The organism is Breznakibacter xylanolyticus, assembly GCF_003254275.1.
Classification (GTDB): domain Bacteria; phylum Bacteroidota; class Bacteroidia; order Bacteroidales; family Marinilabiliaceae; genus Breznakibacter; species Breznakibacter xylanolyticus.
Genome location: NZ_QKZK01000007.1, coordinates 161,914 through 174,091, shown reverse-complemented (window position 1 = coordinate 174,091; position 12,178 = coordinate 161,914). Strand labels below are relative to the sequence as shown.

Annotated in this window: 10 protein-coding genes; 8 read left to right on the top strand and 2 right to left on the bottom strand. The window is 51.8% G+C overall.

Features of this window, described 5'->3' with window-relative positions; translation table 11 throughout:
- The coding region (locus tag LX69_RS06065; protein ID WP_146260598.1) for a DUF4372 domain-containing protein at window positions 1–243 on the bottom strand (243 nt) is incomplete at its 3' end.
- 135 nt (window positions 244–378) lie between these two features.
- Here LX69_RS06065 and LX69_RS06060 point away from each other — a divergent pair.
- The 8 genes from LX69_RS06060 (at window position 379) to LX69_RS06025 (ending at window position 7,703) form a co-directional block, all read left to right on the top strand.
- Window positions 379–2,238, top strand: coding sequence for a [Fe-Fe] hydrogenase large subunit C-terminal domain-containing protein (locus LX69_RS06060; protein WP_111444930.1), 1,860 nt, complete (start codon window positions 379–381; stop codon window positions 2,236–2,238).
- A complete protein-coding gene (locus tag LX69_RS06055) occupies window positions 2,222–3,418 on the top strand; it encodes a SpoIIE family protein phosphatase (protein ID WP_111444929.1) in 1,197 nt (398 codons plus the stop codon). Before LX69_RS06060 ends, LX69_RS06055 begins: the two co-directional genes overlap by 17 nt.
- Window positions 3,419–3,530: 112 nt before the next feature.
- Window positions 3,531–4,352 (top strand): bestrophin-like domain, encoded by an 822-nt coding sequence (locus LX69_RS06050; protein ID WP_111444928.1) that lies wholly within the window; start codon window positions 3,531–3,533, stop codon window positions 4,350–4,352.
- A gap of 44 nt (window positions 4,353–4,396) precedes the next feature.
- Window positions 4,397–4,741, top strand: coding sequence for a DRTGG domain-containing protein (locus LX69_RS06045; protein ID WP_111444927.1), 345 nt, complete (start codon window positions 4,397–4,399; stop codon window positions 4,739–4,741).
- Between the two features lie 12 nt (window positions 4,742–4,753).
- Complete coding sequence (locus LX69_RS06040) at window positions 4,754–5,164, top strand: ATP-binding protein (protein ID WP_111444926.1); 411 nt, start codon at window positions 4,754–4,756, stop codon at window positions 5,162–5,164.
- Window positions 5,165–5,188: 24 nt separating this feature from the next.
- Window positions 5,189–6,571: a [Fe-Fe] hydrogenase large subunit C-terminal domain-containing protein gene (locus LX69_RS06035; RefSeq protein ID WP_111444925.1), complete on the top strand. Its 1,383-nt coding sequence runs from the start codon at window positions 5,189–5,191 to the stop codon at window positions 6,569–6,571.
- The gene (locus LX69_RS06030) at window positions 6,558–6,899 is read left to right on the top strand and encodes a serine kinase (RefSeq protein ID WP_111444924.1); all 342 of its coding nucleotides are present in this window, start codon (window positions 6,558–6,560) and stop codon (window positions 6,897–6,899) included. Before LX69_RS06035 ends, LX69_RS06030 begins: the two co-directional genes overlap by 14 nt.
- Window positions 6,900–6,989: 90 nt before the next feature.
- Entirely contained in the window at window positions 6,990–7,703 is a 714-nt protein-coding gene (locus LX69_RS06025; protein ID WP_170124260.1) for a PHP domain-containing protein, read from the top strand.
- Between the two features lie 21 nt (window positions 7,704–7,724).
- Here the strand turns inward: LX69_RS06025 and LX69_RS06020 are convergent, their stop codons facing one another.
- Window positions 7,725–12,059 carry a hybrid sensor histidine kinase/response regulator transcription factor gene (locus LX69_RS06020; RefSeq protein ID WP_170124259.1) on the bottom strand — a complete coding sequence of 1,445 codons (4,335 nt, stop codon included), beginning with the start codon at window positions 12,057–12,059 and terminating at the stop codon, window positions 7,725–7,727.
- Window positions 12,060–12,178: the final 119 nt, after the last annotated feature.

The following is a 12,178-nucleotide window of genomic DNA, read 5'->3' as shown; positions in this document are numbered from 1 at the left end:
TCCCAAATAGCTTAGCTTTCCTTGGAGCGTTTTCATCGCATCGCAGACTTCCCCCATGGAGTCGCAACGGCTAAAGATGCCGAACAACATGGTTACCAATTGATCCCACGACGAGTAAGTCTTGTAATACCGATCCGATTTATGTTTTGAAACCAATAAGTCGAACTTATTACGTGGTAAAAAATCCATCATCTGCTTGAAAATCGGCTGACCGACTAAACTCTTTTCAATATCTTTGCCCATAGTTGTATTTTGTTTCGCAACATAAATCTACAACTATAGGGTGAAACCTTCGGGCGGTAACCCTTATTTTATTTTTTGTCGGTCAGTAGTGATCTTGATACTTCTTTCAACTCACACACCATTAAAAGCCACAACATGGCCTCACTTGTTCAAGTCGATCCCGCAAAGTGCAATCTGAGTCTCACCTGCATTCGCACCTGTCCGGCCAAAGCCATTCGCATTGCTGACGGGCATGCTCAGGTGATGACATCCCGCTGCATTGGTTGTGGGCAATGTGTGACCATGTGCGCGGCCGAGGCCATTGTTTATAGAAGTGAACTTGACGATGCCAAGGCGCTGTTTGGAGGCAAAAACCGTGTGGCAGCCATTTGCGATCCCGCCATTTCGGGTGAGTTTGATGATATTTCTGATTACCGGAAGTTTGTGGCCATGATACGTGCCTTGGGGTTTCATCTGGTGGCCGAAGCGGCTTTTGGGGTCGATTTGGTGGCGCTCAGATACAAGGCGTTGTTCAACGATTTTCAGGGGCGGTATTACATTTCTTCCAAATGCCCTCCGGTGGTCGATTATGTTGCCCGGCAGTTGCCTTTTTTGATTGAAAATCTGGCACCCATCGTCCCACCCTGGGTGGCCATGAGCAAGGTGTTGCACCATCGATATGGCGACGATATCAAAATGGTGTATCTCACGGCATGTGTGGCTGCCAAAAACGACGTGCATCATTTTGTCCATACCGACGGTCAAATCGATGCCGTGATCACGTTTGCGGAATTGCGTCGTTGGTTTACGGAACGTGGCATCACCGAAAATTCGGTGACCTACAGTGAATTTGATCCCCCACTTGGGCGAAAGGGGGGCTTGTTTCCTATCAGTCATGGCCTGTTGCAGTCGGTGAATGTCAGTCAGGATTTGCTCACCGGTAACGTGCTCACCACCGAGGGGCGCACCAATTTTTTGCAGAGTCTACGGGAGTTCGCCTCCGATGCTGAGTTGAACAAGCATCTCGATTTGTTTTATTGCCGGGGGTGCCACATGGGGCCGGGCACTTCGCCAAGGGGCAAGCGCTTTCATCGCCGGTCGCAGGTGATTCGGTATGTCAACAAGCGGTTGACCAATTTGGATGTGGTGCAGTGGGAGGAAGATATTCAAACGTTTCAGTCGCTCGATTTGACGCGTCATTTCAAAGCGCAGGACATGCGGTTGCCCCTGCCGTCGGACGACGACATTGAACGGGTGTTGGCCGAAATGGGCAAAGAGAAAAAGGAAGATCGTCTGGGGTGCGGGGCATGTGGTTATCCCACTTGCCGCGAGTTTGCCATTGCTCATTTGCAGGGGCTTACCAATTATGAGATGTGTTATACCTATACCAATAAGCAGTTGCATGCTTCGGTGGCGCAAATTCGGCTGGCTAACGAAAAACTGAGCCTGGCGCGCGAAGCATTGCTCAAGAGCGAAGAAAAGGCCCGGCAGGAGGAGCAGGCAGCCCGAGAGGCGGCAGCCACGGTCACTACCATGCTCGATAAACTGCGCGTGGGGGTGGTGATTGTTAATGCCGACCTGAAAATTATTGAGTCGAACAAAGTGTTTGTTGAGATGCTGGGCGATGATGCCCGTGAACTGCACGAGATGGTGCCCGGCTTGCGGGGGGCACAGCTCGAGCGGCTGGTGCCTTTTCACCGACTGTTTGGGGCGGTGTTGCAATCGGGCGACGAGGTGGTGAATCGCGACATGCAGCTCGATGACCGACTGGTACATGTGGCGGTGTTTACCATTCGTAAACATCAGGTGATTGGGGGCATTATTCGTGATTTGGCGGCGCCCGACATTCGTCGCGATGAGGTGGTGGAGCGTGCCCGTGCCGTCATTCGCGAGAATCTCGAAACCGTTCAGCAAATCGCGTTCTTGCTGGGGGAGAGCGCATCTAAAACCGAAAAAATTCTCAATTCCATTATCGATGCCCAAATGACTGGAGGTGACCATGAACCCGTGTCCTGACGATTTTTTCCTCGACGTGCATTGCTCACAAAGCCATCATCATGGCGAGATGATTTGCGGCGATGTATTTCTCTCGCGTCGCGTGCGCGAAGAGGGGCGCACCATCATGGTGCTGAGCGATGGCATGGGCAGCGGCGTGAAGGCCAATGTGCTGGCCACGCTCACGGCATCCATGGCACTCAACTTCACCATTGGGCGAAAAGATGTGCGTCAAACGGCCGAAATCATCATGAAAACCCTGCCTGTGTGCAGCACTCGTCGCATCAGTTATAGCACTTTTTCAATCATCGACATCGATGATGATGGACTGACCTCTATTGTGGAATACGACAACCCGCGGTGTCTGGTGTTGCGTGGCACCACGGTGTTCGATCCCGGCTGGGAGGTGGTCGAACTGGCCATCGAAGGGCATCAGGGTGGCAAAGTGTTGCACGTGTGCGCATTTCAGGCATGCAAGGACGATCGCATCATTTTTTGGTCCGACGGCATTGTGCAGGCCGGCATGGGCAGTCGTGCGCTTCCTTTTGGATGGGGGCGGCAGGGAGCCGTGGAAGGGGTTTTGCGACTGGTAACGGGCGACCCCTATGCGGCATCGGCACGGCTGAGTCGAAAAATGGTGGCGCTGGCCATTCGCTACGATGGCGGGCAGCCCAAAGACGATACTTCGTGCGGCGTTATCTATTTGCGTGAACCCCGCAAGTTGTTGCTGGTGTCGGGTCCGCCCTTCGACGAGAAAAACGATTTGGATTTTGCCCTCCAGGTGCAGCAATTCAAGGGGAAAAAAATTGTGGCCGGGGGAACCACGGCCGAAATCATTGCCCGAGAGCTGGCTTTGCGTTTCGATGCCGGCATGGAGGTGACCGATCCTGAATTGCCTCCCGTGTCCGTGGTCGAGGGCATTGATCTGGTGACTGAGGGCATTCTCACGCTGGGGAAAGCCCTGCGCATGCTCGAAAGCAACACCGATAGTGACATTTCGGGAAATGGGCCGGCTCACCTGATGGTGAAAATGCTGCTCGAGAGTGATCACATTCACGTGGTGGTGGGCACCCGCATCAACATGGCTCATCAGGATCCCACTTTGCCCGTGGAACTGGAGATGCGTCGCACCCTCTTGCGGCGCATGGCCAAGCTGCTCGAGGATCGTTATTTAAAGCAGGTGCAGCTCTCGTTTTTGTGACTGACGGGGCGGGGGATCAGATCATGAATGGTCGATGCCGTTTTTTCTCTGTCCGGATGTCGGGATTCGATGATTAAATCACATATTTGTGACCCGTAATGAATCCATTAAAATGAATCGAAACATTTCATCTTCAGATCTTTTTCGGCGTACCACGCGCAATTTTTGGCAGAAATGGGCCTTGGCATTCAAAATTTTGCCCGTCATTCTTTTGGTTGCCACGTTAAAACTGGTGGCCCATCATCTTCAGTTGGAAGTGATGGAGCTCAATGCATTGTTTACCAGTTTGGTGGCCGGAACCATTTTTCTGATTGGTTTTTTGTTGTCGGGTGTGATGGCCGATTACAAGGAGAGCGAAAAACTGCCTTCCGAATTGGCCGCCTCCCTGCGAACCATGTACGACGATGCTTACACCCTGAGTCAAGCCAGGCCATCAGCGGCTACCGCGCATTTGATGTCGCTGCAACAGCAGTTATTGTCGCATCTGATGGCGTGGTTTTATCGCAACGAGAAAACGGTGAACATGCTGGCCATGCTGTCGCAAATGAATGATGTTTTTGTTGCGCTGGAGCGCGATGGAGTGCAGCCGGCATACGTGATTCGGCTGAAAAACGAGCAGCACAATTTTCGCAAAATGTTGTTGCGTATCGACACCATTCGGGATACCAATTTTATTCAGTCGGCCTATGCCATTCTCGAGGCCATGGGGCTCATCATTGCTGTGGGATTGATCATCATCAACATCAAGCCATTTTATGCGTCGATGTTTTTTACCCTGGTGGTGACTTTTTTGATATCTTACATGTTCTTTCTGATTCGCGATCTGGATAATCCCTTCGATTATGGCCAAAAGGGCGAGGGTGGCACGGAGGTGTCGTTGAAACCCTTGCACGATTTGGAGCACTATTTTGCCACACTTATCCCAGCGTCATAATTGTGCATGGCTTGCGTGAACCTGTTTATTGAAAACCCTTGTGTATGGAAATATCAACTGTTGTTTCATTATTGGACGCCCGCGTGGTGTGTGGCCATCAACGACTGTCGGAGCCTTTGCGGGCGGCCTTTGCCAGCGACTTGATGAGCGATGTGCTCACGCTCGACACCGACGGACTGGTGCTCATCACGGGCATGTGCAACACGCAGACCATTCGTACGGCCGAAATGTCTGATATCGCTTGTGTGTTGTTGGTCAGAGGCAAAAAAGCCACCCCTGACATGGTGGCTTTGGCCTGTGAAAACAATCTGGTGATGCTTGAATGTGCTTATTCGATGTATCGAACCGTGGGAATTCTTTATACGCATGGCTTGGCGCCGGTTTATTAATATTTGTGATTCATGGAATTGACTTACGAGGTAGAAGGGGGTAATTTTAGTAAAGCCGGGCATGCATCCAGCAGCATTAAAAAAGTGCTCAAGCAGTTGAATGTCGATCCCAAGGTGGTCAAACGGGTGGTGGTGGCTCTGTATGAGGCTGAGGTAAACGTGGTGGCTCATGCTTACAACGGGATCATTACCGCGCGTGTTGAACAGGGAAGTGTTTCCATTGAGGTGCGCGATCAGGGACCGGGCATTCCTGATATCCCCCTGGCCATGCAAGCCGGTTATTCCACCGCTTCGGCCAAGGTGCGCGAGATGGGGTTTGGTGCCGGTATGGGGTTGCCCAATATGAAAAAAAATGTCGATGTACTCAACATCTCCAGTCAGGTGGGGGTGGGAACTCGGGTCGAATTAATTACTTATTTTTGAACATTATATCTTTAAGCGGTTGTTATGCTCAACGAATCATTTTATCATGCCTTAAACGTCAACACCGACCAATGTACCGGGTGCACCCATTGCATGATGAAATGCCCCACATCGGCCATTCGCATCCGTGATGGCAAGGCAACCATACGTCAGGATTGGTGTGTTGACTGTGGCGAATGCATGCGGGCATGCCCCGTAGATGCCATTTATGTGGCGCAGGACGATTTTGCCCGCATCTTTGATTTTAAGGTGCGGGTGGCTTTGTTGCCGGCCGTCTTTTTTGGGCAGTTTGCCGATACGGTCAGCGATGAACGCATTCACGCCGCCGTGCAGGAAATTGGCTTTACCCATGTTTGCCAGGTGGAGCAGACGGCCGATGTCATTACGCGTCGCATGGTGCAGGCACAGGGAGAAATGCCCGATAAGCCTCTCATCAGCCCTTTTTGTCCGGCCATTGTGCGGCTCATTCAGGTACGGTTTCCGGCCTTGGTCGACCATATTATTCCCATCAAACCGCCCATCGATGCCACGTCCATTTTGTATAAGCAAATGCTCATCGGCCAGGGCATCGATGAATCGGATATCGGTTTGTTTTACGTGACCCCGTGCGCCGCCAAAATTGCCGCTGTGAAAAGCCCGGTGGGTGAAAAACAGTCGGTCATCAATGGTGTCATCAACATGGATTTCCTGTATAATAAGGTGCAACAACTGCTGATTCAACAACCCGACGTGGGGCAGGGCATGGCCCTTGAGATTCCTCCCATCCCTCATAAGGGGGCGTTGTGGAGCCTGACCAATGGCGAGGCCGACCGCATGCAGGGCCGTTGTTTGGCCATTGACGAAATTCATAACGTGATTGAGTTGCTGGATCAGCTCGAAACGACCGACCAGATCACCGATGTTGATTTTCTGGAATTGCGCGGCTGTGACGAGGGGTGTGCCGGCGGAGTGCTCATGAGTCGTAACCGTTTTCTCATAGTGGAGCGGTTGCGCAAAAAGACTCTGTCGATGAAGGACGGGTCGTTGACCGACAATCCGGCTTATGGGGCTGCTCTCGATTATCTCGATGAGCATTTGACGCTCGATGAGATACATCCCCGCAGCATTCAGGCTTTTGGTGCCGATGTAGGGCAGGCGCTTAAAAAGATGCAGCAGGCACGCAACCTGATGTGTTATTTGCCCGGCATTGATTGTGGCGCCTGCGGGGCTCCCAACTGCCAAAGCCTGGCCGAGGACATCACCCGCCGCGAAGCCAATTTGTCGCATTGCATCTTTTTACAGCGAACCATGGAAAAACATCGCAAGCTCAGCAGCGACCATGCCATTCGCATCATCGAAAAAACTTGGGGCAAGGATCGATTGGATAAAGATTGTCGAAAAAAAGGCGCTAAATATGAAGGTAAGTGACTTGGTAAACGAATTGAGCCTGACGGTTTTCAGCGGACAGGCCGGTCTGGATCACGACGTAACCGGAGGCTACACCTCCGACTTGTTGAGCGATGTGATGGGCAATGTGGATGAAGGGCAGGTGTGGATCACCCTGCAAACGCATCGCAACATCATGGCCGTGGCTTCGCTCAAGGAGGTAGCCGCCGTGATCCTGGTCAAAGGCCTCGAGCCCGCGGCCGATACGATGGTGCAGAGCCACGAAGAGGGCATTCCCTTGCTGGGTACGTCGTTGGAGGCGTTTGAGATTTCAGGGCGCTTGTACCAATTGCTCAACCCCCGGGGGTAATCCCTTGGCAATGTTGGGTGGTTCATGTTTTTTTTGTTTGACATCTCATTTTATTCACCCATCGCACACAGCCAAACATATCGCGCCGATTTGCATATTCATACAGTGTTGTCGCCTTGCGGAAGCTTGGAGATGACGCCTGTGCGCATCGTGCAGCAAGCCCTGCGTCGTGGCCTCGACCTGATTGCCATTACCGATCACAACAGCATGCGGCAGTGCCAACAGGTGCAGCAAGTGGGACGCGAAGCGGGGTTGACGGTGTGGTGCGGTGTGGAAATCAACACCCGCGAGGAGGTGCATTGTCTGGCTTATTTTGAAACGCCCCCTCAGCAGGATGCTTTTCAGCAATTTTTGGATCTTCATTTGCCTAATTTTCCCAACGATCCCCGGCGTTTTGGCGACCAGGTGTGGGTGGATGCCGCAGAGAACATTTTGGGCGAGGAGTCTCGATTGCTCATCATGGCTTTGGATGCCGGCATTGACGAGGTGGCCGATGCCGTGAAAGCGCTCAATGGCATTTTCATTGCCGCGCACGCCGATCGTCCTTCTTACAGCATCCTTAGCCAACTTGGGATGGTTGACCCCGCCTTGCCATTCGATGCCATTGAGCTTTCGCCTCATTGCAAACGGGACGCCTTTTTACAGGCTCATCCCCATTTGCTGAAATACCCGCTGGTGTCGTTCTCTGATGCCCATAGTCTCGGGCAAATAGGTGCTGCATGTTTGGAATTTCAGGCTCCGGAGGTGTCGTTCGATGCCCTGCGGGCGTGTTTGCGGCAAATGGGCCATCCCCGCCGGGCATGATGTTCGGATGCCTGCCTTTCTTTATCCCACATATTCGCTGGGCGTTTTTTTGTAGAATTTTTTAAATACCCGACTGAAATATTTGGGGTCGTTGAAGCCGATGCGATAGGCCACTTCGTTGACCGACAGTTCGCGCGATGCCAGCAGGGGTAACGATTTTTTGAGTCGATAAACGGTGATGAAGTCGTTGGGCGAGAGATCGACCAGTGCCTTGAGTTTTTTGTACAACAGGCTTCGGCTCACAAACATTTGGTCGGCAAAGAGTTCTACGTTAAAGTCGGGGTTGGTGTAGCCCGATTCCATGATTTCGTAGGCTTTGGTCAGGAATTTTTCATCGATAGACGATGGGGTGTTTTCAATCGGTTGCACCCTGGCCTGTGAGGTGAACAGGTTGCGCATGCGCTGTCGGGCTTCGATTTGGTTTTTTACCTTGGCACGTAAAATCTCCAGGTTAAAGGGTTTGGCAATGTAATCATCGGCGCCCGTTTGTAGTCCGTCGAGCTGGTTTTCAATTTGCGCCTTGGCTGAGAGCAGAATCACTGGGATGTGGCTGGTGTAGAGGTTGCTCTTCACCAGTCGGCACATCTCAATGCCATCGGTCACGGGCATCATCACATCCGAAATAATTAATTCGGGGGAGTGTTTACGCGCCATTTCGTAGCCTGTTTTACCGTTTTCGGCCGTCACCACCCTGAAGTCATCCGACAGGGCGCCCGAGAGAAATGAAAGCAGCTCTTTGTTGTCTTCAACCACCAGCACCACCGGCTCGTCAGTAGCGTCGCGTTCGTCATCGTTCATAAAGGGTTCGTCGTCGGTCAAATGATCGGCGATGATCTGTACTTTGCTCCCCAAATCGGAGGGTTCAAATTCGTCCAGGTCGCTGATTTCGGCTCCCGGGAAAGCTTCTTTGCCACAAGGCAGAGTGACGGTAAAGGTGCTGCCCTGACCCACTTTGGAGGTCACCATAATGGCGCCGTTCATGGCCTCCACTAGGTCGCGCGTGAGCGCAAGCCCAATGCCGGTTCCTTTAATGTTGCTGCCTTGCGGGGTGCGGTAAAATCGTTCGAAGATGTGGCTGACGTGGGCTTCGTCGATGCCGATGCCGTTGTCGCTCACTTCTATCACCAGGGTGGGGGATGGGGTGGTGTCGCGTTTCACCATTTCTTCGCGGATGGTCAGGGTGATGTTGCCCCCTTCGTCGGTGTATTTAAAGGCGTTGGCCAGCAGGTTGTAAAGGATGTTTTCGAGTTTGTCGCGGTCGAACCAGCGGGGTTGGCTGTCGATGTGAAGCTGAAGGGTGTAGGAGATATTTCGCTGTTGAGCCAGTGCATCAAAGGCGTGAAACACATCGTTGATAAAGTCACCAAGGTCGTCGTGACGCAGCATAATTTTGAGGTTGCCGGTCTCGATTTTTCTGAATGTCAGTAGTTGGTCGATCAGTAGGTTGAGACGTTTGGCATTACGTTGCACGCCTGTGAGAACGTCGTTAACGGCTCCCGGGAGGTGCACTTCGCGCAATAGTTTCTCGATGGGGGCGATGATGAGGGTGAGGGGGGTTCGGAACTCGTGCGAGATGTTGGTGAAAAACGTCATCCTGAGCTGGTTGATTTGCTCGATTTGTTTGTTGAGTTCAACCACCTGGTCGCGTTGCTGCACTATTTCGCCATTCATGATTTCGAGCTCTCGTTTTTGGTTTTCAATCAGCTCGCGCCGGTTTTCGAGCACGGTATTGGCATTTTGCAGATCTTCGGCCTGATGGCGCATGCGTTCGTTTTGTTCTTCAATGGTTTGTGTGCGGTCTTTCACCATTTTTTCGAGTTTCATTTTTTGCACCACCAATCGTTTGGTGTGGTATCGGAGATAACCGATTCCGGCCAGCACTAATCCCAGCAGGATGAGGATTTTGAACCAGGTGGTTTGCCAAAATGGCGGGTGGATGATGATGGTCATCACGCGTTCCTGGTCGTTCCACTCACCATCGCTGTTGCTGGCTTTGACACGAAAACGGTAGGTGCCCCCCGCCAGGTTTGAATACCCGGCCACGCGCTGTTGTGCGGTGACTTCTACCCAATCTCTGTCCACACCTTCCAATTGGTAGGCATATTTGATTTTGGCAGAATGAAAATAATCCAATGCCGAAAACTCAATTGAAAACACATTATCGCGATACGACAGTTCAATGGTGTCGCATTGCGACAGGGTGCGACCAATGGCCACGCGGTTGTAACGTTCTTCGCCCACCTGAACGGGGTGGTTGAACACATTCACGCCTACAATGTCCACATTGGGTTGATGGGGATAAACGGGGAATGACGAGGGATGGAAATAGTTCAATCCGTTGGTGCCTCCAAAAAAGAGGTAACCCTCCCTGGATCGGAAAGCTGCCGACCAATAAAATTGGTCGCTCAGCAGTCCGTCGGCTCTGTAAAAGTTGTCGAACTGTTCGCGTTGGGGGTTGAGGCGTGATAAACCGTAGTCGGTGCTCAGCCAAATGAATCCCGATTCATCTTGCAAAATGCCATAAATCACCTCGTTGCTCAGGCCGTCGGTGTGTCGGTAGTGCTTGAAAGTGAAGCCGTTGTTTTTGTCTTTTGTGCATCGCACCAATCCGTCCCCATAGGTGCCAATCCAGATGTTGCCATCCGCATCTTCAAAAAGTGAGGCGATGTAATTGCCCGGCAAATGGGTTTTGCCCGAGGGGGCACTGGATTGACTGAAATACTGCATTTGGTTTTCGGGGCACACCACGTTGTACGACCAATCGATGGCATCGGCCTTAAAGCGGTAAAGGCCGTTGCGTGTTCCGGTCCACACATATCCGTCGCGGTCTTTACACATGCACCCAATTTCGTTGATTTGTGCCAGGGCATTATTTTTTGGGTCGAGTTTGCGAAATGTTTCCGTTTTTAAATCTAAAATGGCCAGTCCTCCTTCTGTGCCCACGTATAAAAATCCACGTTCGTCGGGAAGTAAGGATGAGATAAATGCGTTTTCGTAATTGGTTTCAGGGTCGTTGACCGGTGGGGTGAGTCGTTTAAAGGTGCCTCCCGGTTGCAGTTTGCTGATACCTCCTCCCCAAGTGCCAATCCATAAATCGCCCTTGGGGGTTAGATAGAGCGAGGTGATGAAGTCGCTCGAAATGGACGATGGTGAGCCGGGATTGTTTCGGTAATGCACAAATTGACCGGTTCGGGCATCGTATCGGTTCAGACCGCCGCCGGCCGTCCCAATCCACCATTCATTGCCGTTGGTGAGGATGGCGTTCACGGTGTTGCTCGACAGACTGTTGGTTTGCTGGGGATCTTTGATTAGGTGATGAAAGGTTTTTTGGTAAAGGTTGAATTGGTTGACCCCTCCTTTTTCAGTCCCAATCCATACATTGCCCTGCCCATCGGCTTGCATGCATTTCACAAACGGATTGTTGAGGCTGTAGCGGTTGTTGTCCTGTTGACCAATAACTGTAAATCGGTCGTTGCGGGGGCGGTAGATGTTGACGCCGCCCAGGGTTCCCAGGTAGATGGTGCCCTTGGGATCCTGAATGATGGTGTTCACCCGGTTGTGGCTCAACGAGCCCGTGTCGTAAGGATTGTTGAGGAACCATTGGTCGCGTCCTGTTTGTGGGTTGTACACCCAAGCGCCATAATGGGTTCCTACCCATAGGTCGCCTTCGCGTGTTTCGAGCATCGACAGGATGAAGGAGTTCTGCAGGTTTCCTGCCCCCAAGGGCTTAAGCTGTTGCTGTGGCTCGTGAAATACTGCAATGCCATGATTGGTGCCGATCAGGAGTCGGCCATCGCGCAATTGCATCAGGGCGCCCACGTATTGTCCGGGAAGCATCGAGTTGGACGTGTCTAAATGGGTGGGGTGATATGTTTCACCTTGTTTTTGAAGCATGAACAGGCCGTGGTCGGTGGTTCCCACCCATAATCGTCCCCGGGTGTCGCAGTGGAGCGCCTGGATGGAGATAGGCTGGTTGTCTTTGAGTAGTGTTGTGTATGGAACAATTTCTTCTTTCGTTAAGTCATAGTAGCTGAGGCCGCCAGTGGTGCCGATCCATAAACGGGAATCCGGCGTTTGTGCCAATGCCATCACCAGGTTTGACGGTAATTGTGGTTTGCTGAAATTGCGAAACCGGTAGCCGTCGTAACGGCTCAGACCATTGCCGGTGGCAAACCACATAAAACCGTGCGCATCCCGTTCAATGGCGTTGACGGTGTTTTGTGGCAACCCTTCATTGATGGTTAAATATTGAAAATGATAACTAAACTCGTCCGATGCTTTCGCTGTTTCCGGTATGATGCCGGCCAGCAGGCATCCACATACAAAAATCCGATAGAAATAATGACCCATCCCCATATCAAACTTTATTTTACTCTCCGAATTTACAGGAAACTCTTGGGTGTTGCAAAAGCTAAATTCAACTTTACCCATCCATCCCCTACATGAAGCGGTTCGTCCTCCGCTGCTGCTGTGTT

Coding starts and splice junctions, on each gene's coding strand:
- LX69_RS06060 (WP_111444930.1), top strand. CDS start 379: ATGGCCTCACTTGTTCAAGTCGATCCCGCAAAGTGCAATCTGAGTCTC.
- LX69_RS06055 (WP_111444929.1), top strand. CDS start 2,222: ATGAACCCGTGTCCTGACGATTTTTTCCTCGACGTGCATTGCTCACAA.
- LX69_RS06050 (WP_111444928.1), top strand. CDS start 3,531: ATGAATCGAAACATTTCATCTTCAGATCTTTTTCGGCGTACCACGCGC.
- LX69_RS06045 (WP_111444927.1), top strand. CDS start 4,397: ATGGAAATATCAACTGTTGTTTCATTATTGGACGCCCGCGTGGTGTGT.
- LX69_RS06040 (WP_111444926.1), top strand. CDS start 4,754: ATGGAATTGACTTACGAGGTAGAAGGGGGTAATTTTAGTAAAGCCGGG.
- LX69_RS06035 (WP_111444925.1), top strand. CDS start 5,189: ATGCTCAACGAATCATTTTATCATGCCTTAAACGTCAACACCGACCAA.
- LX69_RS06030 (WP_111444924.1), top strand. CDS start 6,558: ATGAAGGTAAGTGACTTGGTAAACGAATTGAGCCTGACGGTTTTCAGC.
- LX69_RS06020 (WP_170124259.1), bottom strand. CDS start 12,059: ATGGGGATGGGTCATTATTTCTATCGGATTTTTGTATGTGGATGCCTG.